This window comes from Clostridium sp. TF11-13AC, assembly GCF_003481065.1.
In the GTDB taxonomy this organism is placed as follows: Bacteria; Bacillota; Clostridia; order Lachnospirales; family Lachnospiraceae; genus Otoolea; species Otoolea fessa.
On sequence record NZ_QUKJ01000003.1, the window covers coordinates 303,538 to 330,372 of the forward strand.

22 protein-coding genes, 1 CRISPR repeat array and 1 riboswitch are annotated in these 26,835 nt (G+C 47.5%); of the genes, 3 read left to right on the forward strand and 19 right to left on the reverse strand.

From position 1 onward, the window contains the following. Positions 1–177: 177 nt before the first annotated feature. Together DXD12_RS08770 and DXD12_RS08775 are read left to right on the forward strand one after the other, a co-directional pair. A complete protein-coding gene (locus DXD12_RS08770) occupies positions 178–1,431 on the forward strand; it encodes a sodium/glutamate symporter (protein WP_107001073.1) in 1,254 nt (417 codons plus the stop codon). 417 nt (positions 1,432–1,848) lie between these two features. After that, complete coding sequence (locus DXD12_RS08775; RefSeq protein WP_118629477.1) at positions 1,849–2,871, forward strand: TAXI family TRAP transporter solute-binding subunit; 1,023 nt, start codon at positions 1,849–1,851, stop codon at positions 2,869–2,871. A gap of 127 nt (positions 2,872–2,998) precedes the next feature. Here DXD12_RS08775 and ribE read toward each other — a convergent pair whose 3' ends face one another. The 11 genes from ribE to DXD12_RS08830 form a co-directional block, all read right to left on the reverse strand. Then, complete coding sequence (gene ribE, locus DXD12_RS08780; RefSeq protein WP_107001075.1) at positions 2,999–3,469, reverse strand: 6,7-dimethyl-8-ribityllumazine synthase; 471 nt, start codon at positions 3,467–3,469, stop codon at positions 2,999–3,001. Between the two features lie 45 nt (positions 3,470–3,514). Continuing rightward, positions 3,515–4,717 (reverse strand): bifunctional 3,4-dihydroxy-2-butanone-4-phosphate synthase/GTP cyclohydrolase II, encoded by a 1,203-nt coding sequence (locus DXD12_RS08785; RefSeq protein ID WP_118638108.1) that lies wholly within the window; start codon positions 4,715–4,717, stop codon positions 3,515–3,517. Between the two features lie 15 nt (positions 4,718–4,732). Next, on the reverse strand, positions 4,733–5,380 hold the full coding sequence (locus DXD12_RS08790) for a riboflavin synthase (protein WP_118471970.1): 648 nt from the start codon (positions 5,378–5,380) through the stop codon (positions 4,733–4,735). Positions 5,381–5,427: 47 nt separating this feature from the next. Further along, positions 5,428–6,570 (reverse strand): bifunctional diaminohydroxyphosphoribosylaminopyrimidine deaminase/5-amino-6-(5-phosphoribosylamino)uracil reductase RibD, encoded by a 1,143-nt coding sequence (gene ribD / locus DXD12_RS08795; RefSeq protein WP_118467254.1) that lies wholly within the window; start codon positions 6,568–6,570, stop codon positions 5,428–5,430. A 365-nt stretch (positions 6,571–6,935) separates the two neighbouring features. Then, positions 6,936–7,051, reverse strand: a riboswitch (FMN riboswitch). A 134-nt stretch (positions 7,052–7,185) separates the two neighbouring features. Next, positions 7,186–8,577, reverse strand: coding sequence for an MATE family efflux transporter (locus DXD12_RS08800; RefSeq protein WP_118471968.1), 1,392 nt, complete (start codon positions 8,575–8,577; stop codon positions 7,186–7,188). Between the two features lie 670 nt (positions 8,578–9,247). Then, a complete protein-coding gene (locus DXD12_RS08805; RefSeq protein ID WP_022359656.1) occupies positions 9,248–10,609 on the reverse strand; it encodes an NCS2 family permease in 1,362 nt (453 codons plus the stop codon). A gap of 40 nt (positions 10,610–10,649) precedes the next feature. Continuing rightward, entirely contained in the window at positions 10,650–11,927 is a 1,278-nt protein-coding gene (locus DXD12_RS08810; RefSeq protein ID WP_118638110.1) for a ribonuclease E/G, read from the reverse strand. 104 nt (positions 11,928–12,031) lie between these two features. Then, positions 12,032–12,838 (reverse strand): TIGR03936 family radical SAM-associated protein, encoded by an 807-nt coding sequence (locus DXD12_RS08815; RefSeq protein ID WP_118522542.1) that lies wholly within the window; start codon positions 12,836–12,838, stop codon positions 12,032–12,034. 13 nt (positions 12,839–12,851) lie between these two features. Continuing rightward, the gene (locus tag DXD12_RS08820; RefSeq protein ID WP_118638259.1) at positions 12,852–14,720 is read right to left on the reverse strand and encodes a TIGR03960 family B12-binding radical SAM protein; all 1,869 of its coding nucleotides are present in this window, start codon (positions 14,718–14,720) and stop codon (positions 12,852–12,854) included. Between the two features lie 295 nt (positions 14,721–15,015). After that, complete coding sequence (locus tag DXD12_RS08825) at positions 15,016–15,339, reverse strand: pyridoxamine 5'-phosphate oxidase family protein (RefSeq protein ID WP_118467244.1); 324 nt, start codon at positions 15,337–15,339, stop codon at positions 15,016–15,018. Between the two features lie 82 nt (positions 15,340–15,421). Further along, the gene (locus tag DXD12_RS08830; protein WP_118629471.1) at positions 15,422–16,735 is read right to left on the reverse strand and encodes an AAA family ATPase; all 1,314 of its coding nucleotides are present in this window, start codon (positions 16,733–16,735) and stop codon (positions 15,422–15,424) included. 770 nt (positions 16,736–17,505) lie between these two features. Here DXD12_RS08830 and DXD12_RS08835 point away from each other — a divergent pair. After that, entirely contained in the window at positions 17,506–17,877 is a 372-nt protein-coding gene (locus DXD12_RS08835; protein WP_347561381.1) for a GyrI-like domain-containing protein, read from the forward strand. A 10-nt stretch (positions 17,878–17,887) separates the two neighbouring features. On the opposite strand, the gene DXD12_RS08840 is transcribed toward DXD12_RS08835, so the two are convergent. The 8 genes from DXD12_RS08840 to casB all read right to left on the reverse strand — a co-directional run bounded on the left by DXD12_RS08840 (position 17,888) and on the right by casB (position 26,828). After that, positions 17,888–19,597 carry an acyl-CoA dehydratase activase gene (locus tag DXD12_RS08840; protein WP_118471956.1) on the reverse strand — a complete coding sequence of 570 codons (1,710 nt, stop codon included), beginning with the start codon at positions 19,595–19,597 and terminating at the stop codon, positions 17,888–17,890. Further along, positions 19,594–20,874, reverse strand: a complete 1,281-nt coding sequence (locus tag DXD12_RS08845) for a 2-hydroxyacyl-CoA dehydratase family protein (RefSeq protein WP_118523243.1) — start codon at positions 20,872–20,874, stop codon at positions 19,594–19,596. Before DXD12_RS08845 ends, DXD12_RS08840 begins: the two co-directional genes overlap by 4 nt. 352 nt (positions 20,875–21,226) lie before the next feature. Beyond that, positions 21,227–21,984: a CRISPR direct-repeat array (repeat unit 28 nt; unit sequence GGATCACCCCCGCTTGCGCGGGGAATAC). Between the two features lie 44 nt (positions 21,985–22,028). Then, positions 22,029–22,895 (reverse strand): type I-E CRISPR-associated endoribonuclease Cas2e, encoded by an 867-nt coding sequence (cas2e, locus tag DXD12_RS08850; protein WP_118629467.1) that lies wholly within the window; start codon positions 22,893–22,895, stop codon positions 22,029–22,031. Continuing rightward, positions 22,895–23,842, reverse strand: a complete 948-nt coding sequence (gene cas1e, locus DXD12_RS08855; RefSeq protein ID WP_118638112.1) for a type I-E CRISPR-associated endonuclease Cas1e — start codon at positions 23,840–23,842, stop codon at positions 22,895–22,897. Before cas1e ends, cas2e begins: the two co-directional genes overlap by 1 nt. Beyond that, on the reverse strand, positions 23,839–24,498 hold the full coding sequence (cas6e, locus tag DXD12_RS08860; RefSeq protein WP_118629463.1) for a type I-E CRISPR-associated protein Cas6/Cse3/CasE: 660 nt from the start codon (positions 24,496–24,498) through the stop codon (positions 23,839–23,841). Before cas6e ends, cas1e begins: the two co-directional genes overlap by 4 nt. Then, positions 24,495–25,151: a type I-E CRISPR-associated protein Cas5/CasD gene (gene cas5e / locus DXD12_RS08865; protein WP_118629461.1), complete on the reverse strand. Its 657-nt coding sequence runs from the start codon at positions 25,149–25,151 to the stop codon at positions 24,495–24,497. Before cas5e ends, cas6e begins: the two co-directional genes overlap by 4 nt. After that, on the reverse strand, positions 25,151–26,236 hold the full coding sequence (gene cas7e, locus DXD12_RS08870; RefSeq protein ID WP_118629459.1) for a type I-E CRISPR-associated protein Cas7/Cse4/CasC: 1,086 nt from the start codon (positions 26,234–26,236) through the stop codon (positions 25,151–25,153). The genes cas5e and cas7e overlap by 1 nt, the downstream gene beginning before the upstream one ends. Beyond that, positions 26,229–26,828 (reverse strand): type I-E CRISPR-associated protein Cse2/CasB, encoded by a 600-nt coding sequence (gene casB / locus DXD12_RS08875; RefSeq protein WP_118629457.1) that lies wholly within the window; start codon positions 26,826–26,828, stop codon positions 26,229–26,231. The genes cas7e and casB overlap by 8 nt, the downstream gene beginning before the upstream one ends. Positions 26,829–26,835: the final 7 nt, after the last annotated feature.

The window sequence follows — 26,835 nt, forward strand, 5'->3', positions numbered from 1 at the left end:
GTACAGATTCATCATAGAACCGTATCTATACTGCAGTCGCTTTCTTATAGTCATTTTTATTTACAATACTTACAAAACTGTATTTAAAATTACATAAATTGACTTCCCTTTTTCAATCTTATAAACTGTTTATAAAAGAAATAAACAAATTCTTAAAAAAGAATGGAGGGAAGTTCTATGTTAGAACACATTATGGGGTACTTTGGAACTTACACACCGGCAGCGGACGGTGCGATTGCTACATTCCAGTTCGAGTATCTGACCACACTTGGTTTCGCAGCCATCGTTATCTTCTTAGGACGCGCGATTGTCGCTCACAGCGCCCTGCTCAGAAAATATGCAATACCGGCTCCGGTTATTTCCGGTATCATCTTTTCTGTTGTTGTATCTATCATCAAGGGTTCCGGAATCATCGGTTTTTCCTTTGATGCAAAAATCGTGAAAGACTTATGCCAGAACTTATTCTTCCTGTGCGTAGGTTTCGGCTTCAGCTACAAGATGTTAAAGCATGCAGGCGGAAAGCTTTGTATCGCAATCGCAGTTGCAGCCTGTGTCCTGATTACCTTACAGGATGTCGTTGGTTACCTGGTAGGCAGCGCCATCGGTCTTCATCCGCTTCTGGCTCTGCAGTGTTCTTCCTCAGCTATGTCCGGCGGTGTTGGTACTGCTTCTGCATTTGGTCCTATCTTCGAGAACATGGGTGCTCCGGATGCAACCACAGTCGGTGTAGCAGCCGGTACTATGGGCAACATCATGGGTTCCTTAATCGGTGGCCCGGTTGCAGCTTTCCTGATTTCCCGTCACGGTCTGAAATCTGACCCGAACGACAGACCGGAATCCGCAAAAGCAGGTTCAGCAGCTGTTCTTAACAACACCCGTATGATCAAAGCATTTGCCCTGTCTCTGCTTGTAGCAGCACTTGGTATGCCGATCTACTGCCTGTTAGACAACATCCCAATGATCGAGATGCCGAAATTCATCGGCTGTCTGTTCGCAGGTGCTATCGCAAGAAACATCATGGATGCAGCTGGTATCGAATTCCCGGTTCCGGAGATCGACGCTATCGAGCATATGTTCCTGGAACTCTACCTGGCACTGGTTCTGATGACCATCGATATCACAAAGCTGGCTCCGGTAGCTGGTCAGATGGGTATCATCCTCCTTGCACAGGCTATCCTGATGGCACTCTTTGCAATCTTCGTATCCTTCAACGTATTTGGCCGCGATTACGGTGCAGCTGTTATGGCAGCTGGTAACTGTGGATGGGGCTGTGGTTCAGGTCCGAACGCAGTAGCAAACGAGAAAGCCGTTATGGATCAGTATGGATGGCACACCGTTGCTTGGGTTCTGTATCCGTCCTTCGCAGTTATCATCGACGATATTTACAACCCGATTTTCCTTTCCATCTTCTCCAGCCTGATTACAAAATAATCACTGAGACGAGATAGGAACACTTCATATAAGACATCTTTTATATAACAACATACCTAAAGCTCAATTGAAAATGTAACCTGAAAGAAGAGCGTCCGGTTCCCCCACATAAACCGGACGCTCTTTTTTGTTACTGTTCACGCATACGTGCCCAGTAACGGAATTTGCCGTGGCTTCGCATTTAAATACGGCAAATTCCTGCTGCCACCACGTTTTCTTACGGCACTTTCGGTTCCAAAAGTGCCTACCTGTGAACAGTTACATTTATATTTTCCTCTTCCTTGGTCTTGTCTTATCAATGTTTTTTGTGTTATACTTTTTATAGAGTTTTAATATTCTTTTAATCGCTAAGGCAGCATTCGACAGAACCGCTGCGTTTTTTTCTATATACTGATAAACTACGAAAAGGTGAGATCTATGAAAATAAAAAAACTGGTAAAATTGGCACCAATGATGCTTCTTACCTTCCTGCTCGGACTTTCCGGCTGTTCCGGCAGCACCGCCGCAGATGCGCGGGTCAACGACCATCCCAGCGAAGCAGATGAAGAGCTGCACGTTCTGACCATCGGAACTGCCGACAGCGGCGGAACCATGTACCCGATTGGCAGTGCCATCGCCTCTGTTTTAAGCGGACATGATGAACAGCTCAAGGTCAATTTAAGCGCCTCCAACGGTTCCTACACGAATGTGGAAAATATCAAAAACGGACAATTTGATATGGGACTGGTCAGCGGCGATGTGGCATTTTCCGCCTATCAGGGAACGGACGAATTTTCCGGTCATCCGGTCGAATCCCTGCGGGCGATCGGGGCCGTCTATTCAAGTCTGTCCACCTGGATGGCGCCGGAATCCGAGCATATCTCCTACGTTCATGAACTCGCCGGACACCACATTGCCGTCGGACCAGAAGGATCCACCACGGAGCTTTCCGCCCGCACCGCTCTCAAGGCAGCCGGGCTCAATATTGCCAACACTGCCCTTGAAAACTACAGCTTCTCCGCCAGCGTGGACTCTGTCTTAAACGGTAAACTCGACGCCGTCCACAGCTTCGCCGGAATCCCGGTCCACAGCCTGACCGACCTGGCCAGCCAGACGCCCTGCCGCCTGCTGGAGTACACTGACGAAGAACTGCAAAAAATTCTTGCAGCCAGCCCCTTCTACGTCCGCGCCACTGTCCCAGCCGGTACCTATCCGGGACAAACCGAGACACTGAAAACCTTCGGAATCAAATGCCTTCTCTGCGTGGACGCATCCATGGACGAACAGCTGGTCTACACCATCACCAAGATTCTCGACGAATCCCGTGAAGAACTGATCAGCGCCCACCCCTCCTTAAGTAACTTATCTGATCCGGAATATATATGCAGCCAGCTTCCTATTCCGCTGCATCCGGGAGCTGAGAAATATTATACGGAACAGGGGCTGTTGAAAACAGAGTAACATGATAGCAAACAAAAACAGGTAACACCAAAACCTAGCGCATGGACGAATTTTCCTAAGACAAAAAAGCCAGGATTGCAGCATTCCGCAGTCCTGGCTTTTTCGATGCCCGATTACCTGATTATTTTTACTTCCGGATCTCCCGCAGCAAATTCACCATCTCGATTGCCCCCGTCGCGCAGTCAAATCCCTTATTTCCGCTCTTCGTTCCCGCTCTCTCGATCGCCTGCTCGATCGTATCCGTCGTCAGCACGCCAAACATAACCGGCACGCTGCTTGCCAGAGAAACCTGTGCGATTCCTTTCGAAACCTCGCTGCACACATAATCATAATGGCTTGTGCTTCCACGGATAACTGCACCCACGCAGATCACCGCATCATACTTTCCGCACTTCGCCATCTCTGACGCAATCAGCGGAATCTCAAAAGCACCTGGAACCCACGCAACATCTACGTCCTCCTCCGAGACATTGTGACGGCGCAGCGCATCCTGCGCGCCTGCAACCAATTTCGAGGTGATAAACTCATTGAATCGTGCCGCCACAATTCCGATCCTCATATTATTTTCCGCTACTACGTTTCCTTCAAATGTACGCATAAGTACCATCCTTTCCGACGATCTTTTTTTCGCCTGTCACTTTTTCTATTTAAAATTCAAAATATGTCCCATCCGCGCCTGCTTCGTTTTCAGGTAAAATCTATCGTACGGCGTCGCCTCCATCTGAATCGGCACGCGCTCCTTGATTTCCATGCCAAAATCCGAAAGCTGATATACCTTATCAGGGTTATTGGTCAAAAGACGAAGCGTCTTGATTCCCAGATCCTTTAAAATCTGCGCCCCAATGTAGTATTCCCGCAGATCGCCTTTAAATCCCAATGCCAGGTTCGCATCCAGCGTGTCCATGCCGCCATCCTGCAGCTTATAAGCGCGCAGCTTATTTAAAAGTCCGATGCCTCGTCCCTCCTGCCGCATATAGAGGAGAACGCCTCGTCCCTCTTTCTCAATCTGTGTCATCGCCGACGCAAGCTGCTGTCCGCAGTCGCAGCGCAGAGAACCAAATGCATCGCCGGTCAGGCACTCCGAATGCACGCGGCAGAGTACATCTTTCCCATCTCCGATATCGCCCTTGACAAGTGCCACATGGTGTTCTCCATTTAAGAGATTCAGGTAGCCATACGCGCGGAATTCGCCGTATTTCGTCGGCATCCGCGTCTCTGCCACACACTCGACCAGCTTTTCATGTCTCTTGCGGTACTCCTGCAGCTGTTTAATGGAAATCATCGCCAGACCCCATTGTTCTGCCATCGCAAATAATTCTTCCGACCGCATCATCGTTCCATCCTCGCGCATGATCTCGCAGCACAGACCGCATTCCGGCAGCCCTGCAAGCCGCATCAGGTCTACCGTCGCCTCTGTGTGACCGTTGCGCTCCAGAATGCCGTTTTTCTTCGCCATCAGCGGAAACATATGTCCCGGACGGCGGAAATCCTCCGGCTTTGTGTCCGGATCCACGCACGCGCGCGCCGTAATACCGCGCTCCTCGGCAGAAATACCGGTGGTCGTCGTTTTATGGTCGATCGATACGGTAAACGCCGTCTCATGGTTATCCGTGTTATCCATCACCATCTGTGGGAATTGCAGCTTCCGGCAGATTTCTGCGCTCATCGGCATACAGATTAAGCCCTTCGCATGCGTCGCCATGAAATTGACATTTTCTGTCGTGGCAAAACTTGCCGCGCAGATAAGATCGCCTTCGTTTTCGCGATCCTCGTCATCCGTAACCAGGATTAAATGTCCCTGTTTCAGCTCGTCCAGAGCCTTTTCAACTGTATCAAACTGCTTCATTGTTCTCCTCCTCTATTAAAATCCATATCGCTGCAGAAATTCTCTTGTCATGCCCTTTCCTGCCTTATCCTCTTCTTCTACTCCCATCAGCTTCGCCACATACTTTCCAATGCAGTCATTTTCCAGATTGACGATATCGCCTGCCCTCTTAAACGCAAGCGCTGTCTCCTGCAGTGTATGCGGGATGATGGAAACGGAAAATGATACGTGATCCACCCGTGCGACCGTCAGGCTGATTCCGTCGATCGCGATCGATCCTTTTTCCACAATCAGCCGCAGAATCGGTTCTGGGGCCTGAATCGTATACCAGACGGCATTTCCGTCCCGGCGCACATCCCGGATGGTTCCAGTTCCATCGATGTGACCGGAGACGATATGTCCGCCAAACCGTCCGCCCGCCAGCATCGCCCGCTCCAGATTGACCGGGCTTTTGACACCCAGCGCCCCCAGGGACGAACGGTTCAGCGTCTCATGCATTACATCCGCACAGAAATAATCTCTCCCAAATGACGTGACCGTCAGACACACACCGTTGACCGCAATGCTGTCGCCCAGATGAACATCCGAGAGCACCTTGGACGCAGCAACCGTCAGCCGTGCCGAGACTGCCTGGCGCTCAATCGCACGGATCCTTCCCACTTCCTCTATGATTCCTGTGAACATCTTTTCTCCTTTTCAAATCAGCGATTTTTTCCCGTTCTAACACCGCCTCATGCATCTTGACCGGACACCTCATATTCCAGCAGCAGATCCTCTCCCAGCCACACTGCCTCCGGCTTTTTAAGAAGAAATGCCTCCGGCGGCGCATCCACACCGGTTCCCCTCACCGGGGTCGGGGCGCCTGCCCCTCCGAAAATCTTCGGTGCAATGTAGGCCTGCACCCGGTTCACAAGCCCTGCCTTTAAAAACGACCATGCCAGCGTCCCGCCGCTCTCGACCATCACGCTGTCCACTTTTTCCTCGCCCAGCCGCTGCATCATCGCCTGCAAATCCAGTTCTCCCTCTTTTGCCGGGACACTTAAAACACGACAGCCGGCGTCCTCATATGCTTTCTTTCTTCCGGCATCCGATACCGCCGTCACAATCCAGGTCGGTGTCTCCCGCGCGGTCTGTACCACGGTCGATGAAAGCGGCGTCCGAAGCTTCGTATCTGCAATCACCCGGATCGGATTTTTCCCTCCCGGAATCCGGCAGGTCAGCTGCGGATTGTCCGCCAGCACCGTCGAAACGCCAGTCAGAATCGCCATATAACGCCCGCGGTCCTCATGCACCCGCTTCCGCGCCGCCTCGCCCGTGATCCACTGGGATTTACCCAACACCGTCGCTGTCTTTCCGTCGAGTGTCATCGCGTATTTCAGCACCGTAAACGGAAGTTTCGTCCGCATGAAATGGAAGAACACCTCATTCTGCCGTTCACACTCTCCGCGTAAAACTCCGGCCACCACTTCCAGCCCTTTTTCCCTCAGAAGCCGGATGCCGCGCCCTGCCACCACCGGATTCGGATCCGTGCAGCCGACAATCACGCGCTTCACCCCGGATGCCAGCACCGCTTCCGTACACGGCGGCTGTTTTCCGGTGTGACAGCAGGGTTCCAGCGTCACATACAAATCTGCTCCCGCCGTCTCTTCGCCTCGCTCTGCCGCATTCTTAAATGCCTCCCGTTCTGCATGAAGCTGTCCATATCGTGTATGATATCCCTCGCCGATGATGCGTCCATCCTTTACCAGCACCGCGCCGACCATCGGATTCGGATTGACCCATCCGTGCCCTTTTTCTGCCAGTGCTAACGCCTGCTTCATATATTCCCGATCCTGTAGCTGCTCACCGGGAACCTTTACATGGATTCGTTCCATCTTTTTCCCCACCTTTCTATCAAAAGAATGTGCCAAGGCACATTCTCGCACCGAATGCGGTCGCCTGCGACATATTTCTGCTTCGCGCAAGTGTGCATCCTCACGGAGCGTTTTTTGTTTCATATGATACAATTTTCTATTGAAACAAAAAAGCCCTGAAATGTGAAATACTTTTATTTTCACATCTCAGGGCTTATAATTTCTATTTTATAATATCTTTCATGATATTAATTATCGTAAATATTTTTTTACATCCATTCTCGATGACTTTTCTCTCTCTTTTGCCATAGCGGTATATATCCGCCATATCCATCATCCGGGGGAGTGTATCTGGAAGCTTCCCGGCACCGCCGTTTTTATTTACGTTTTCTCTTCTTTCATCCAGACTATACAGTCGGTTTTGGAATTGCACCAAATCATGCGCCATGCGCTCGCGGACTTTACCGCCGGTCGGGAATTACACCCTGCCCTGAAGATATCGTTATTTTGTTGTCATTCATTATCTGTATTGCATTATAGATCCAGAGAATCCGTTTGTCAATCCATTATTTTTTTCATTTATTGATTGATGACAACGTTATCTGACACACATTTTCAGCCATTTTAAGCGCCGCTTCAAGTGTCTGCTTCCACTGCTTTCCCGTTCAATTTAGCGCGCTCTACACAGCGCCCCATAATGCGCCCAATCAAAAGAAGATACACGATCACCGACACCGTCGTTCCGCCGAAATCCGATACCACTTCTGCATAGAAAACATTTTCAACTCCCGCAAACACCGGAATCAGGAACACGCTGACCAGGTACAGCAGCTTCCGGAACATTGACAGCGAGATCGCCACCGACGGCACACCCATTCCGGTAAATCCATCTACGACCTCATACTGGACTGCCAGCGGAATAATCCCCATCGTGTAGACCCGGATCGCCCAGACAGTCAGTTCCACATAGGACTCATTGCGCGTAAAGAGATACACAAAATATTGCGCCAGCGTCCGGGAAAACAGGAACATGATGCTGCACTGCACCACCGCCAGCAATGTGATATACTTCTGTGCGCTCCGGATCCGATCCGGGCGTCCCGCGCCGAAATTGAATCCCAGGATCGCCCCCGTTCCCGATGTAATGCCTCCGAGCGGCATCGTCACGATCAGCATAAAGCTCTGCACGATTGTCGTACAGGTCAAAAGCATGTCCGCCTCCGCGCCGCCATACATCTGAATTACCGTATTGAGCGAAATGATCAGCACATTATCAAATGCGATGATCAAAAATGGCGACAGTCCCATCAGCGCAATCTTACAGACTGTCTTTACCTGCGGACATTCAAATTCAAGCCGCAGAAGCACGCGGTTTCCACGCAGAAAACGAAGGACAAAGACCGCCGACGCAAGCTGTGACAAAACCGTGGCAAACGCTGCCCCCGCCACGCCCATGTCAAGCACAAAAATAAACACCGGATCCAGCACAATATTCGTTACCGCGCCGAGCGCCACCGAAATCATTCCAATCCGCGCAAATCCCTGGCAGATAATAAACTGGTTCATTCCGATCGAAAGCAGTGCAAAGACCGTTCCCAGCAGATAGATCGTAAAATACGATTCCGCATACGGCAGAATCGCCTCACTCGCACCAAACCGCGTCAAAATTTCACGTTTAAACACAAACAAAACCAACGTCAGAACCGCCGACAACCCGACAATCATCCAGAAGCTGTTCGCCAGAATCTTTTTCGCTTTCTCATTCTGCCCCTCGCCCATACGGATGCTCATGAGCGGCGAGCCGCCCAGACCGACCAGATAGGCAAACGCGGAGATCAGCGTCACAATCGGTCCGCTGACGCCGACGCCCGCAAGCGCCGTCTCCCCGATCACCGGGATATTTCCAATATAGATTCGATCGACCACGCTGTAGAGCACATTGATAAACTGCGCCAGCATCGAAGGAATCGCCAGACGGAGCACCAGCCGCCGGATATCGTCCCGCCCCAAATCATTTTCTATCTTCATATGTACCCTACCTCCGTATGAAACCCGCCCTGCTGTTTTGTTTTCATGTTTTCTTAACTTTTCCTCCCAGAACTGGTTCCATGCGTGTTTCTTTCGCCAGAGTCTACTCCCTCTTCTGTCGTTACTGTTCACACACGTGTGCCCAGCAACGAGATTTTGCCGATGCTGCGCATTCCAAATCGGCAAAATCTGCTGCCAGAACTGTATCGTACGGAATTTTCAGTTCAGAAAATTCCTACCTGTGAACAGTTACCCTCTGTCCTTTATACCGTCTGCCCGCCAAAATGTCAATGAGATATTCCTGGTAAAAATTACCCTTTTTTTGTACAGTAAAAAGCGCCGGCACTGCAAGCAGGTCCGGCGCTTTTTACCCAATATCGGTTGCTGGTTGTCAACCGATACCGAAAAGATCCCAGCAGAAAATCTTGGACAGTTCGTAACGGAGTGTAATGCATCAAGGAATTTCGAGTAACTTGATTTGTTTTTGTTCGTCTCTGTCCACGTTCTTCCGCGCGGGAATGATTTTCATCCGTTCAATAAGTTAATGCGCTGCATACGCATTTTATTGCACGTTAATCAAAAAAATTTTAAAAACTTTTTTTGATATAGACTATTTTATTATGAAAACCTGTTTTCGTCAAGTTTTCAGGGGTTAAATTATTACAAGTTGTTACAGGAAAATGTATTTGAGAACGAAGAGCACCGCCAGCACATACATAAGCGGAGTGATCTTCTTTGCTTTTCCTGCTGCCACATTCAAAAGCACATAAGAGATAATTCCCATGGAAATACCCTCGGAAATGCTGTAGAACAACGGCATGGCGATGATTGCCAGATATGCCGGGATTGCCTCGGTGATATTGTCCTCATCGAAACGAATTTCGGTTACAGTTCCCACCATCAGGAAGCCAACCATGATTAATGCCGGAGCCGTCGCAAAGGACGGGATCGCCGTAAAAATCGGTGCAAACAGGGTGGAAAGCAGGAACAGGAGTGCCGATACCAGGGCAGTCAGACCGGTACGTCCGCCGACTGCAACACCCGATGCAGACTCAACGAAGGTAGTCGTTGTGGAAGTACCTAATACCGCACCAAAGGAAGTTGCGATCGCATCTGCCATCAGCGCCGGACGGATACCCGGAAGACGGCCTTCCTCGTCCAGCATGTCTGCCTTGGTTGCTACACCAATTAATGTACCAAGTGTATCAAAAATATCTACAAACAGGAATGAGAAAATAACTACGATAAAATTGATAATTCCAACTGCATCGAAGTCAACGGTAAAGCATTTACCAAATGTCTCTCCCAGTTTGGAGAAATCGGTGATTCCCAGGGTCGGGAACAGGGTGTAGAAACCATTCTCTACGTCCGGTGTGTAAATGCCGGTTACCTGGCACAGCATACCGAGAATCCAGGTTCCCAGAATGCCGTACAGAATCGCGCCCTTCACACGGTAGGTGTATAAAACCGCCATGATAAACAGACCGATCAGCGCCAGCAGCGCGCAAATACCCGCGGTATGGAAATTTTCCGGGAAGCTGATGATCGTTACCAGTGTGGAAGAGTCTACTGAAAGTCCCGCATTCTGAAGACCGATAAATGCGATGAACAGACCGATACCGACGGACACACCGCGCTTTAAAGTCAACGGAATCGCATTGAAGATCGCCTCGCGCACGTTTGTCAGAGACAGCACGATGAAGATCAGACCCTCTGCAAATACAGCCAGCAGTGCAACATGCCAGCTATAGCCATAGCCCGCGCACACCGTATACGCCATATACGCGTTGAGTCCCATGCCTGCGGACAGAACGAACGGCAGGTTCGCCATAAATGCCATGCAGGCAGTACCGATGAATGATGCCAGAGCCGTAGCCAGAAGCACCGCAGTCGGGTCCATGCCGGTCGATCCGAGAATGCTCGGATTAACTGCCAGAATGTACGCCATCGTCATGAAGGTCGTAATTCCAGCCATGACTTCCGTCTTTACGGTCGTCTGATGCTCGGATAGCTTAAATACTTTTTCAAACATCTTTTCTTCTCCTTGTATGTTTCATTCTATGATTCAACCGCTACAAAATCTCATGAAGCGGACGACGCACCTTTTTGCGGGTGATCTCCACCAGCCCAAGCCGCGTCATATCCACCAGGATCGTTTTGACCGGGTCACGGGAAAGCTCTTCCCCGAGCGTCCGCATCAGCGTCTCCTGATCTTCTTTCGATTCCATATCGATAAAATCCACAATAATAATACCGGAAAGATTCCGCAGGGAAAGCTGGCGCGCCACCTCATGCGCCGCCTCCAGATTAATCTTAAGAATGGTCTCCGCCGGTGTCTTCTTGCCGGTGTATTTCCCCGTATTGACATCGATAACTGTCAACGCTTCCGTAGGTTCAATCACAAGATATCCACCGGATTTCATCCAGACACGGCGATCCGATGCACTTTTAAGCACCGATTCCAGGCGGTACAGCTTCATTAATGGAAGGTTCTCATCTGTATATAGGGACAATTTCGGAACCGCCTGTTTTATGCTTTCATTTTTATCTGCCTGGGTCTGATTTTCTTTTTGTTCCTTGTCCTCTTCCTTCTCTTCCTCCAGCCATGCCTCAATCTTCTTCGCATACTCCGGCACATCTGTGATGATCTCCGAAAGGGTTCCTTTCTTCGCATCCCTAAGACTCTGGATATAGGGCGGCGTACCCTGCTCTAAAAGGCTGTAACAGGTGCGGCAGGCTGCCCGGGCAAAAAGTTCTTCCATCTGCTGTTTCAGCTTCTCCGTCTCGGCACAGAGTGTTTCGATGGAAGCCGACGCCCCGTTCGTCCGGACAATCAGTCCAAAACGCTCATCCTTATGTGTCAGAAGTTCCTCCCGCACCTTCTCTTTCCAGGCATTATCCTTGATTTTTGCCGAAAATCCGATCTGCGGTTTTCCAACCGTCAGAACCATATAGGTACCCGGAAAATTCAGACAGCAGGTCACGGACGGATCCTTGGTTTTCAGGGCGTCGCGGGACACCTGGACGAGAAGCTCGTCTCCAGCTTTTAGTTTCCGTGGACTTACTTTCTTCTCAGAATTTCCAGAATATCCGAATGAACATAGCTGGTTCAGCTCATCTGTATAAAGCGGAACCAGGTTTTCCGCCAGGCTGAAATATCCGGTTTTTCCACCGCCGAGGTCAATAAACGCGGCGTTGATGTTTTTTACCACATTTTTTACCTTGCCGATGTAAATATTCCCCAGCAGGCTTTCATCGCCAGATTCCAGCGTCAGCGACCGGCAGTGCCCGTCCGAGAGAAGCGCCGTCAGGCTTCGATCCTTCCATTTTGTCACTATTAACTGATCCAAACTCTTCGTCTCCTCTCTTTTTTACTGCCGTTCACACTTTGCGCTACCTGCAGCCGGATTTTGCTGGCGCTTCGCATTTCATCTCTTAATGAACATTGAAGCATTTACACAATCTCGCTTCCATACGCCTCAAGCGGCACATACTCCGGTGTGCCCTCGGCGCCCTCGTCCGCATACAGCTCCTCGCGCTCGACCTGAATGGCAAACGGGCGATAGGTCAGCCCCAGGCTCTCATAGAATGCCTGCAATACCTGCTCCGGCTTTCCGTTTGCCGCACTGCCCGATAAGAGGCGCAGGAAGACACAGATTCCTTCTGCCTGTTTTTCCTCCTCAACCGTCTCATTTTCCAGATCCGGATACCAGTCTGCGACCATCGCCGGAACATACTCTTTCCGCTCCGCGATTCGCGCCTCACAGATCAGCGGACGCAGATCCACGGTTCTCTCGCCCTTTTTCGTCTGCTTCACAAACGGAATTGTCTCGTTTTTGCAGAATGTCAGGAATTTCCCGAAAAATTCTTCTACACTGCTGCCGTCCTCCGGTGCAAATCCCTCTTTAAACCAGAATGTGTAATCAGCAGCTGCCACCAGCGACATCGCATTCTTTGCCGTCTCCGGAAGCTCGCGGTAGCTGAGCACCTCCAGCCCCTCGGCGCTGACCTCATTTAAGCGGCGCACCATCCCGGTCGAATTTCCGCTGGAATTGACATCAATATCCACATACTCCGCATGGCTGATAAGCCCCACGCTGAGCGGAGACGCAAACGACATGATCTGGTGCGGGCTGAATCCTTCGCTATAACGGATATCCACTTCCGCCCGGCGCATCACCTTCTGGAAGTAACGCATCACGTCCAGATGACCGATAAAACGCACCGTTCCCTGTTTTTGAAATTTAATTCGTATCTTCATGACCGCTCCTTCCTCATGCCCGTTCTTCGAAACAGACTCCGCCGCCGTACTTACGGACACCACATCCCGAACAGCGCATCCGGCAGTTCGGCGTTACCGTTTCCGCCTGTGCGTTCGCCCACTCACGTTTTAAGAAATCCTTCGTCACACCCGCGTCGATGAAATCCCACGGGAACACTTCATCAAGGCTTCGCTCACGCGTCGTATAGAAATCAATGTCCACGCCGCAAGTCTCAAAGGCCTTCATCCAGATATCATTGTTGAAATACTCTGACCAGGAATCGTAGATTGCACCCTGACGGTACGCCTCCTCGATCACAGCTGCCACCTTGCGGTCGCCACGCGCCAGAACACCTTCCAGCACGGTCACATCCGCCTCATGCCAGTTATAGCGAAGACTCTTCTTATTTAACATCTCTTTCATGCGGTGGTTGACGATGCTCGCGCGCTCCAAGAACTGCTCTTTCGTGCACATCGGCGCCCACTGGAACGGGGTAAATGGCTTCGGCACAAAGAACGAGGTGCTGGCAGTTACCTGCACCTTGCCGTGGCGCTGCTCCTTCGGAACCGTGTCATAGTACACTTCCGCCACCTTCTCCGAAAGCTCGGCAATGCCCTGCATATCTTCCACGGTCTCAGTCGGAAGTCCCAGCATGAAGTAGAGCTTTACGCGGTTCCAGCCGCCCTTGAACGCCTCGGCAGAACCATTTAAAATGTTTTCCTCGGTCAGACCCTTGTTGATAACGTTACGCAGACGCTGGGATCCCGCCTCCGGTGCAAAGGTCAAGCTGCTCTTCTTCACGTCCTGCACCTTGCTCATGACATCGAGGGAAAATGCGTCAATACGCAGGGACGGCAGAGACACATTGACGCCCTTTCCGTCAAACTCGTCGATCAGAAAATTGACGATTCCCTCCAGCTTCGTGTAATCACTAGAGCTCAGCGAACTCAGCGAAATTTCCTCATGTCCGGTGCTCTTTAGCATCGTCCGCGCCAGACGTTTCAGTTCCTCCAGGCTGCGCTCGCGCACCGGGCGGTATACCATGCCCGCCTGGCAGAAACGGCATCCACGGATACAGCCGCGCATGATCTCGAGAACCACACGGTCCTGCGTCGCGCGCAGATACGGAACCACCGGCTTCTCCGGATACCAGGTATCGCTCATATCCATGACAAGCTGCTTGGAAACGGTCTGCGGCGCGTGCGGGTTGTTCGGCGTCATCGCCTCGATCGTGCCATCCTCTTTGTATGTCACATCATAAAATCCCGGCACATAGATACCCGGAATCTGCGCCGCCTGCTCCAGAAATTCCTTCCGGCTGCCGCCGCGCGCCTTGATCTCCTTGTAGCGATCGATCAGGTCAAAATAAACCACCTCGCCCTCGCCCATATAGAAGAGATCAAAAAACGGCGCGATCGGCTCCGGATTGTAGGTACACGGACCGCCGCCGATGACGATCGGGTCCTCCTCGGTACGATCTTCTGCATGGAGCGGAATCTGTGATAATTCCAGCACCTGCAAAATATTGGTGTAGCACATTTCGTACTGGATTGTAATTCCAAGGAAGTCAAAATTTTTGATCGGATCCTGGCTTTCAACAGCAAACAGCGGAATCTTCTGCTCCCGCATGATCGGATCTAAGTCCATCCACGGGGAATAAACGCGCTCACAGTAAACGTCATCCCGGCGGTTGAACATATCATAAAGAATCTGGATGCCCAGATGGGACATACCGATCTCATACACATCCGGAAAGCACATGGCAAACCGGACTGCTACCTTCGACGGATCCTTCTTCACCATATTCACCTCGCCGCCAATATAACGCGCCGGCTGGGAGATCTTGAGAAGGATTTCATCACTTAATGCTAATTTTCTCATAAAATTATTTTTACCTACATTTCTCATTTTTTGCGATGTGTTCATCGCTGTTTTTTAGTTCTTTTTTTGTTCTTCTCCGTAAGCGTAAAAACACAAATTCTTGTCAAGTATTTTTTTGCAGACAGTTTACATAACTTTTTTTCACTCTTACAGCAAAAAATTGTTTCTGAAATACGCACAATTCTGATTTTTCATTTTTTTACGGACAAATCTGTTGCATATGTGCAGATCAGACCGCATTATTATACGGTATTTCCCGCGTTTCCGCAACAGATTCTTTCCCGAAAGAAATTTTTCAAACTCCTATCATCGAACTTTTTATCAAGTTTTCCGAATATTCATCAAATCCAGGAACCTCAAATAACATCGGCTCGATGAGCTTTGCCGTTCCCATGACCAGTACGCTTTTCAGCGCACCAAAGTCCGGGGGCTTTTCAAAGACAGCAAGACTGACATTTTTATTCCTCTCAAGTCCTATGAACTTCTCGCCGCCTTCTGTAAAAATCCAAAACTGGCCATCATGATAGCTATATTCCAAGAGAGTACATCGCACATAGTCACCGATTCCGGCAGCTAATGCACATACTACATTGCCGTGAAGGGACTCCAGAACCTCCATTTCATTAGTTCGCTTAGCGCGAACTTCTGTATTGTCTGATTCAGAACAAAAAATACCCCGTTGGTTTTGAGGTAAATTGTTATCAGCTTACCACATATATTGTTCTTTTCAAATATTCCGCAAGCATATATAACGGAACATTTGTCAGCCAGTCTTCCTGCTTATAATTTGACATACTGCTACGAATCGCCATGCCCGGCTTATATTTATCGCAAAATGCCCTCAAACTCCTGGCACGGAGATTCTGTTCTGCCTTCACCTCAATCGGAACGCAGTCTAAATCTCCCTGCAACATAAAATCTATCTCTCCAGTTGATCGTGCTGTTGCAAAATAATAAAGCGGATATCCTGCAGCATGTAACTCCTGTGCAACATACTGTTCCGTAAGTGCCCCCTTGAATTCTTCAAAGATCCGGCTTCCCTCCAATAGAAGTCTTGCTGATAGTCCGGCCTTTGCTGTTAACAATCCCACATCGAACATGAACATTTTAAAACTGTTCATTTCCATGTACGCAATCAGTGGAATATCTGGCTTTGATACTCTATAGCTTTTCAGGATTAACCCTGCATCTTCCAACCCCTGAATTGCAAGTTCAAAATCTTTTGCCCGTGCACCCTCTCGTAGTGCTCCATACATAAACTTACGATTTTCCTTAGCCAATTGGGAAGGAATCGAATTCCAGACCATCATGATGCGCGGAACAACTTCCTTTGGCGCATGTTTGCTAAAATCCTCTTCATAGTACTGCAGAAGATTGTTTTGGATCTCACGTACCTCAAATAGATCATCGGAATCAATATATGTCTGGACTACTTCTGGCATTCCGCCCACATAATAATACTTTTTTAACAAATCCGTATATTTCCCGGCATATGCATTGATCAGTTCATAATCTTGGGACCTCAACGCTTCATGCAACCCCTTTTCACCAACTGCCAAAATGAATTCTTTGAAGCTCATAGGGCATAATTTTAAAAAATCAACTTTCCCAACAGGAAAGGATGTTCCCTGATGTAATGCAACACCGAGCAGGGAACCAGCTGCAATGATAGAATACTGCGGTGCATTCTCATAGAAATATTTTAAAGATGCCAGCGCCTTTGGTGCTTCCTGGATCTCATCAAAAATAATCAATGTATTTTCAGCCTGAAAACTCTTTCCGTACTCAATTTTGATTGCAGAAAGGATCCGCTTTAAGTCAAAGTCTAGGTCAAATACATCCTTCATTGCTTTATTATTATCAAAATTGATATAGACTGTATTTTCATAGAACCTGGCTCCAAATTCCTTCATAATCCAGGTTTTTCCGACCTGGCGCGCTCCTTGTATGATCAGCGGCTTTCTGTTCTTTTTATTCATCCATCGTTCCAGTTTCGTAAACAGCTCTCTTTCCATTAAGAAACCTCCTGCGCAACATATACATCCAAAAGCATCTGTATTCTATCTTAACACTTTTCAGGGCATATTTCCATTGCTAAACAGCATTTTTGCGGACATTATTTTATTATAAATCACATTTTTTCGATTAATATTATTATAATTCCAACATTTTTTCGGACATATTCATTCTTCCAGAAGCGCCCATTTGACGGCCTCCAGATAGACCGAAAGCGTTTCTTCTTTTTCGTGTTCCAGAAAATGGGGGAAGGTTCCGCTTGGAATACAGTTGATTTTTATAGCCATATGTAAAGTCTTTTTGTATTGCAAAAAGCTATACCATAGATATAAGGATTCCAATCAGTATGCTTCCCGCACCGTCCAAAAAACATCAAAAATAACGTTTAATTCTTGCCCATTGTTTTGAAATTTCCAAAATGGGGCGATTTTAAAAAAGTAGGTTTTGAGGTGTCCTATACAGCCTGATTGGGTAAAAAAATACCCCGTTGGCTTCCCAACGAGGCATCGAAGATTATAATGTTTTAATTTGATTTCTGATTTCAGAATGTAGATGCATTCTTGGATTTTTATTCACTTTACAGTCCAATCATATAAAATTATCCCTGGTATCACTCCAGGAATCACTGAATCAGAAACAGGCAGAATACACCGAAGATGAATTATTCTTCCATACAGAAAATAAAAATGGTCGTATTTTTCTCGAGACGACACCGGAAGAATATCTGATTCTCAGCGATCCGATTCATACAGATGACCATCAGAAAATCATCCAGGCTCTTTGCCGCCACATCGGTTACTGCAATGCCCACTCTCTAAATGCCGGTCATCCCTATGGTGCCATGCTTGATGTGGCAGATTTACGAAAAAATCATCTGGATACCTATGCTTATTTTTTCACAAAAGTTATAACAAAACCGAAAAATCACCCCTATCACTTAAAACCGGCCGGAACCTATGCAGTTGCTTACTTAATGGGAAATTACTATGACTCGAAAGACACCTACGAAAAACTCTTTGATTGGATCGATAAACACAAGTTTAAAACCGGCAAATACTCTTATAAAGAGGCTGTGATCGACGAATTGGCCACAGCCTCTCCCAGTGAATATCTGACGAAAATATCGATACAAGTGTTTTAACCCTGCCGCTTCATCGCGTTTCCTCCGCACTGCCTTTACATTTCTCATAAGCAAATAGCGCCGCTCCCAGCGCACCGCAGAGCTGCGCCTCATCACAGATATAAAGTTTAGCACCAAGCTTCTCTTCCAATGCCTGGATGATACCCTGGTTCTTCGCCACACCGCCGGTCATCATATATTCGCCTGGATGATCCTTTCCAAGGCGGGCTGCCAACGCGCCGACTTTTGAGGCAACTGACACATTTAAACCGTGGATAATATCTGCCACATCCTTATTCTGTGCCACCAGCGACACGACCTCCGACTCTGCAAACACCGTACACATGCTGGAAATCACGATATTATGCTTCCATTCCAGCCCTTTCACACTCATTTCCTCCAGGGAAAGTCCCAGCGTTTTCGCCATCATTTCCAGAAAACGTCCCGTTCCGGCGGCACATTTGTCATTCATCAGGAAATTTTTCACGGCTCCCTGCCCGTCGATGCTGATCGCCTTGATATCCTGCCCGCCAATGTCGATGATAGTGCGGACATTCGGATTCAGATAATTTGCGCCCTTGGCATGGCAGGTAATCTCCGTGATGCTGTCATCCCCGCTGTCAATGTAGGATCGTCCATATCCGGTCGTATCGATCCGCACGATCTCCTCTTTCTTAATTCCCGCTTTCTCAATCGCCAGATCCAGACTCTTCTCGGCGCTCATCATCGCACCGCCGCCGGTCGGAATAATCATCGTCGATTTAATTTTTCCATCCTGATCCAGTATGACCACATCCGTACTTGTCGAACCGCTGTCAATTCCCGCTACATAAAAAATGCCCGACTCCATCTTCTTTCTTGCCTCCTCACTGATACCTTTTCCCGGATCCATATCCTCTGATCCCTCGATTGTCTCCTCAAATGCCTGAATGCGCGTCAAAAGCTGCCCCGCGCTCTGGCTCGTAAAATCAGTCTCAATCTTAAGGAGCGGAACCTTGATATCCCGCTTGATACTCGCATACTCAAATCCATAATAATCACAGAACTTGATCGTGTGATAAATAATTCCCTTTAAATTCGGATCCAGATACAGACGGTTTCTGCGGATCGAACGGTTCATGCGGAAACACGGCATCTGTCCCAGCAGGACGTCCGCGTAAGAAAGAAACAGCTCCTCTTCCTCCATATTCCACATTTCATCCTGTACGACCGACAGTTTCCGACCACCCGTACAGGTCAGATTTTCCACATCCATCTGGATATTGTCCCGGATCATATCCTCCAGAATGCCGCTGACCCGCACGCCCAGCACACCAATGTACGGCTCCGTGTTCATTTCCGGCGTAATAAAGGACTTGATAAAAGCGCGTTTATCAAACACTTTCCCGGAATATGCCTCATATGCCTTTTTAAGCCTCCGGATCGTACCCGCAAATTTCACTTTTTCACATTCATTATCATCATGCGGCAGATCCAGCATATATAAAAACTTACATTTTCCCGTGCTCTCCACGATATCGTAAACGCGCCGCATCGAATCGCAGCAGTTTACCAGCACCAGCTGTTCAACCTTTCCTTCCAGCACTGCCTGAATGACCGATTTTCCAAAGCCGCACAGATTTGCATGTGCAATCTGATCCGACTGTTCAAAATTTTCCGGCATTTCCTCCAAAACAGAACATTCTTCTCCAAACCCCCGGAACAGCTCAATCGGGGTGTACTTACAGACGTAATAAATCATGCGTGTTTCTCCTCCTTGCCCTTTTCCAGCATTTCCACAAACGCCTGAAGCCGCGTCGATACTTGACCGTCGCTGGTATTGGCGGGGTTGCAGCCGTCACCGTCGAGAATCATCGTCGGAAGTCCTGTCTTTTCTAAGGACTGCTTAATCAGGCTGGATGCACCGATCGTTCCCTTACAGCCCCAGTGGGCAAATAAAACAGCACCATCCGATTCCGTGATTCTGGCAAGTCGTTCCGCTTTCTCAATTCTCTGTTTCACACTGCCGTTGTAAATGCAGTAGACCATTTTCTCTGCCATCGCCTCATACGGGTCTTCCGCATGCATCTCCTGAAAACCATCTGCGATGAAATCACAAGCGCGGATGTGCATTTTCTTACTATAATTAAAAATATCCTTAACCGGCTCCTGTAAAAATGGCATGATGTGCATCCAGATTACCGAAAGACCATCTCCCCTCGGTGACATCCGCACATCGCGCAGAAGTTTTTCCGTATAGGTAACCGCCGTCTCTGAGCCAGCCATCAGATGGCACATAAAAAGCGCATACAATTCATTCGTCAGAGAGGTCACCGGGTCATGCGCACACCGCAGGGCAAGCTGTTTTTTATAATTCGCCGCCGCTTTCCGGCTGTTATCTACCGCACTCCGCACTGTTTCCTCCGAAATCCGTCTGTCCGTCGTCTCCTCCAGAAACCGTTTCAATTTCCGCAGCTGATCCGCCACATACAGAACCGATTCCCGGTTTTTCTCATACGGAACATCAATATAAAAGCCTGGACATTCAAATTTATCCTTTAAATACGGAAACGTCATCATATTTCCATCACACGCAAGGTTCGTATAAATCATGCAGTTCGGTTTTGGCAGAATCCCCGTCAGCGCCGCCCCCAGAAACACCCTGTGGTACGAACACATCGTCTCCGGAAATCCTTCTTCCTCCGTTTTCCGAAGAAACGTCTGCTCACACTTCGTTCCCGCCATAAAACAGGACATCGCCTCCACTGAGTACGGCGTCAGCCCTGCCGCCATCACCAGCTCTCCCGGCACAAATATGCTGACCATCGCCGCATTCTCCGGTTCCGACAGCGACTGAATGATATTTTTCATAACCACCCGCGCCACATACTGTCCCGACGACGGCAGTCCCCGATCCGGCAAAAACTGAAGCTTCTTTTCCTGCAGGCGGTATCCCGCAAGAAGCAGCCGACGCGCTTTTTCCGGATCCTTAAGCGCCTGGCTGCTCACCCTATTTCCAAATTTTTCAATTACATCCATTGTTCTTTCTTCCATTCTTTTAAGTTCATTTTTCTGTCATATCGCCCTGATGCAGATGGATATGGTTCCGCGCCTTTGCAGACAAACGGGCATTCTTTATTATAGTCAGTTGGATGGGAATTGTAAATATATCGGATATGAAACGCGAAACAGAGGGGGGAAGAACTTTACACCTGTGATAAAATCATCTATATTTCAAAAAACTGAGCAAACAACCACCTATCATTTCCCACAAATTCTGGTGACCTTCAAGATGCAGCAGTGAAGTTTTCTATACGAAAAAACAACCTTATGGCTTCATATGTTGAAATCATAAGGTTGTTCTTATCTTCCCAAACTTTAGATTTTAGGAAAAACACCCCCGCTTACGCGGGGAATACATCTGATCCATCGTCAACCATTCCGGTTTTTCGGGATCACCCCCGCTTGCGCGGGGAATACGCCGTGATATCCAGACGTTAAAGAATCTCGGAAGGATCGCCCCCGCTTGCGCGGGGAATACAACTCCTGTTTGTATAAATCTATGTCTCCCACAGGATCACCCCCGCTTGCGCAGGGAATACCGTGTGTCCGTTGTCTCCTCTGTCCTGTCGTAGGGATTACCCCCGCTTGCGCGGGGAATACTTTTGCCTTTTAAAATCAAGGTATCCGGAGCAGGGATCACCCCCGCTTGCGCGGGGAATACCCCTTTATCGTTCCCAGTAATAGCCGCCGTCCGGGATCACCCCCGCTTGCGCGGGGAATACCTCAATTTATTGAAGATAAAAACGTTTCATTAAGGATCACCCCCGCTTGCGCGGGGAATACCTCCTATGCTCTACGGCAAAGTTATAATTAAAGGGATCACCCCCGCTTGCGCGGGGAATACAGGTATTCTTTTTGGCAATAACTTACCAGGTACGGATCACCCCCGCTTGCGCGGGGAATACGCCATTACATACAGTGACGACCTCACCGGGAGGATCACCCCCGCTTGCGCGGGGAATACAATACATAGTATTTCTAAATCGGTCATATTCTGGGATCACCCCCGCTTGCGCGGGGAATACATTTACTTGAGTCAAAGTCAAGCGCTTTACCTGGGATCACCCCCGCTTGCGCGGGGAATACACTAAAAAAATCCCTTATTTACAACCTTTTCCCGATCTCCATCTCTAAATTTCATTTAGTTTCTCAAACACCTGAAATGTTGTGATGCAATCACTTAATGCCCTATGTTCCTCCTCAACTTTTATCTGGAAATAGTCTGCTAGTGCATGCAGCTTATAATCATCAATATCATCGATTCGTCTTCTCGCAAGATCTAATGTATCTTTTGCCGGATTTTTTAGATTCATACGATTGGTCTTTCGACAAGCTTCCTTTAAAAAGCTGCGATCAAATGCGATGTTATGACCCACTATTGTACTTTGTCCAATAAATTCACAAAACTTCTCTATCGCTGAAGAAAGAACCATCCCCTTTTCCTCAAGAATCTCCTCTGTAATCCCCGTAAGTTCAGTAATTACTTTTGGAACACCTTTTTCTGCTTTCACTAGAATCTCCAATTGGTCTGCAATTTTGTGGTTAATGATTCTAATCGCCGCCAACTCAATAATCTCATCTGATGAACTATTTAATCCTGTTGTCTCTAAATCAATTACCACATAACCTTCATGTCGTTCTTTATATGTTTGAGATTGCTTTTTCTTAAGCAACATCTGTTGTACTTCTGCCCGACTTGAACGCGCTTTTGTTTCACATCGTCCCTGCTCTGGCCGCATAACCAATTGTATTCCATCAAAATCCACAGGTTTCCAGGATGAGTTGTGCACACAGAATTCCATTCCCTGTTCATTATTAGTACTATATACCATTGTTGCCCGTCCCTGCGACAGATTCTCACAGATTCGCGTCCAAAGCATTTCTCGAATTCTTGCGCTCACCTTTCCAACATATACTCCTGTATTGATCTCCATAAGCCACTTCGTAAGATCTCCGCGCAATTTAGATGGGCAATCAGTCAGCGTTACAACTACCATTATTCACCTTCTTCAAGATCGTCTCCATACGAATGCCCATTCTCAACTTCCCCGACTTTGTTATCCCACAAATATACTGCATCTGAATCCTCTGCTTCTCCTTCTTTGGCAAACAAAGATTTGATATCATGCACCATTTGTTTCAGAATATTCATTTTTACCATTTTATCTCTGGTTTTTCTCCGCATTACAGACGGAATTTCTTCCTTGGAAATCGTTGCAGCCACCTCAAACGCTAACGGAATCGTGATATCTGCCTTATATAAATCTGCAATATCATATACAAATGAGTTTTCATGTCCAACATGTACAAATCCCAATCCCGGAGAGCACCCTAACGCAGCAATTACCGCATGTGCCAAGCCATAAAGACATGCATGTCCGGCAGATAATGCCTGGTTAACAGAATCTCCACTTGTAAAATCATCTGGATCGTATTCACGCCCATTCCAAGGCACATTCCACTCTTTTGATGCTTTTTTATATACGGCGCGAATTCGCGCTCCCTCCCGCCCTCTTAACTGCTGAAGTGTAAGGCGGGAAACATCTTCTTTGGGAAATCGCATGGAATACATCTGCCTCACAATATTTAAATGCATTCTTGTATTACCGACTAATTCTGCCTGTCTCTGCAATAAAGCTGCACGGTGGGTAAGTGGGCGGCCCGATGCGTAATAACGCACCCCATGTTCTCCCACCCATATCACTGTGACCCCAGCGTCTCCGATTAACTCCATTGCCCGATGAGTAATCTTTGTTCCAGGTCCCAGCATAATCACACTGATTGCTGCTGCCGGTACAAAAACGGTTCCTCTATCATCTGCGACTGTAATTGCACTATCCTGTCGATTTAGGACACATCTTTCCAGATAAAGGAACGTCAGACGATCTGCAACCTGCGGCAGCATCTGGATTTCCGGCCGTATCATTCCAGGAATATTTGTCATACTGTTCCCTTCTCCATATGTACCAATGTCATAAGACCTACTCCATATGCCTTTTCACGTCCAATACCGTCTATCAGCATTTTTCGTACTTTCTCTTCATCCACTATTTTTAAAATACCTTCATATGTTACAGACAGCATACTAACCTGATTCTTTCCAGAAGCCTTATTAAAATGGTACCATTTAGATTCCCTAATCTCAAAAGAATCTTCACTCACTGCAAAACCATGCAGTTTACCCTGTTTTATAAGCCATTTTCGCTGATTATCTGCTGTAGTATGTGCACAAATTCTACCTCTTTGATCCTTTCCCACAGCTTTCTGGTATGTTGGATTTGCCGTCAAACGAAAATGCCACCATGTATCAGCTTTGATTTTTTCCAGAAAAGGATCATACCCTTTTGTCACACATTCTTCACCTTCTGGTGCAAATTGACTTACTGCTTCTGAGAGATCCGGTTTTTCCCGGCTTAGAATAAGCAAATAATACTTACTATTAAGCCGATCGATTCTCCATAGCTTTCTATGACGAACTGCTTCTGTCATATCAAACGAAGCCTCAACGGCTCCATGAAACAGGTTTGGCGAGCTCAATGCCCGCAATGTTTTCCTTTTAGTCACATCCAATGTCATTCTACTTAAATACAAACCAATCACCCCAATTCTGCCATTGGATCATGGCATTGAAGCGGTTCTCGCACCGCCCGATATTTCTCCGTCACTTTTCGAAACGTATATTTTCTGTGCTCTGGATTGTAGGATATCGGAAGATCCTTAACAATATTTCCGTCTTCTCCTTCTTTTGCATCCATTACTATGCGTACTGTTTCAGTTGATTCATTCCGAAATGCTTCTTCAAGCAAAGCTTCTTCCAATTCCAATTTTCTGATACCAAGGCATAATCTTCCGGTCGGCGGACACGATCTTCGTCCCAGATATAACGGAAACACTGGATTCAATAATGCATATTCGATCTTTTTCAAAAGTTCTTCATCCACACTTTCAAAACCTACCAGAAATTCTGCATCCGCAAGATAATAGCGATTTGTGACATATGGTTCTCCCTTTTTTGGTCGTACCATGTGAAAATCACGCACAAAATGCCCCTCTTTATCCACACGCACACCAAATCGCAGTGTTGCTAACTGGCTCACCATATCATCATCATCTCTCTTAATTCCAAGTGCTGCACAGATAAGTCCGATCACCCCGCTTTTACTGGGTTCCCGCCCTGTCCGACGAATATCAAACTTTGAATCAATTCCCCATGATTGAAGTGGTGCTGCCAACCGAAGCAGCAATGTACTCATTATTTCGTCACCTCTTCCAGAGCATTCAAAACCTGTTTTTCTAGTTCATCTAATAATTTTGTCAGATTCATTGTTGTCGCAAGCGACTCCAACTCTCTTCCCACTGCAAATGCCATTTCCGGCTCATTTACATAATCTTCATAAGATTCTTTTGCATAATCAACCAATGCCTTTATTGACTGCTCCACATATCCACCCTTTGTGGTAACTGGTTTTTCAAAAGCGCCTGCCATATTAACCGGCTGATCTCTGCGAACCGTCACATAAACAGCATCCGGACGTGTTCTGTTTGCAAATGTATTTTGTTTTCCTGTCGGCATACTGGTGATAAATGCCTCTGCAAAATTTTTAACCGCTTTCGGAGTATCTCCTCCCAAATAGTTTGCAAGTTCTGCCGCATTCACAGTCGCATAACGATATAAGGTAGATGAATTATACTCTACTGTACCAAGATGTCCTGCCCCGGAATTATCTTCCGATGTACAATCATCAACAGCTGTAAAGTAATCATACTCATTATGTACAGCATGTGTTGATATGGCATGGGCCACTTGTGCCGTTGCGTCGTAATTCAAGGATGGTTCATCTGCCACCATGCGGCCAAACAAAGCAAGATCAACTGACGGGTAGTTTTTTAATGCCTCCTGCAATTCCTTTTTATCCTCTTTTTCAAATTTTCCATCCGGATGAGCAATTGCCAGTTCTGCCAATTTTTCAATTTGTTTTGCACTAATAAAAAACAGAGCTCCTGTTTCTGCTTTTCCATTTTTTTCTGTTAATTTAATTCCGGCTGCTTCTAATACCTTTTTTGCCAATTTTTCAGCACTCTGAATTTCCGAATCCAACTCAGATATTTTCTTTGCAAGCAGATCTACAATTTTCTTTGTTCGAATTCCCTTTTCTTCTTCTGTATACATATCAGCAAACATAAGGCGCATTGCACGTTTCCAGGATTGACTTGAAACTCTTGCTCTGGTTACACCACCATAAATCGCTGTCTTGGGGCTGCCTGTATCATCACGATTTACGCAGCTCGGCGGAAGTGTTTGAATTACATGAAGATCAATATACAAATTTTTACTCATTTTCTTTTTCCTCCTCTTCCTGTTTTACTACTCGATAAAAATCCTGTCCCCAGCGAAGCTTAACCTTCTGGGCGCCATTCTCCGTTTGAAATTGATATAGGTCATATGCTAGCTGAATATAATCCATCGGCACTCCCTTTGCCCGCAGAAGCTGCACTAATCCTCGAAGATAATACGCACATTCTTCAATATCCGCCGATGTTGCAAAAACGGTAAATCGTTTTCGAATTCGTGTCAGTTCTGATTCATCCTGCAAAGCCGCCAATTTTCTAACTGCCTTTCCTAATGGTTGCTGTTCGCTATGCATGTTTTTTTGGTGAATATCACTTCCCTGCTGATGCAGAGCATACATACATAACGAAAGAGATACCGCCCACTCAGCCCAACTAGGCTCTCCATTTCTGCTCATCAATTCTTCCGGAAATCTGTTAAATAAAAGTTCCCACATTTCTGGAACCTCTCCGGGCTTTTTTCCGATTCCATGACGAAGCTGTGCCAATTCTCCTTTGACGCGTGCATCATTTGGCTCATTCTCCCATTGTTTCAGGCGCATGGCCATACACTTTCTGACCATCTGTCCCTGGTTTCCCATATAATCC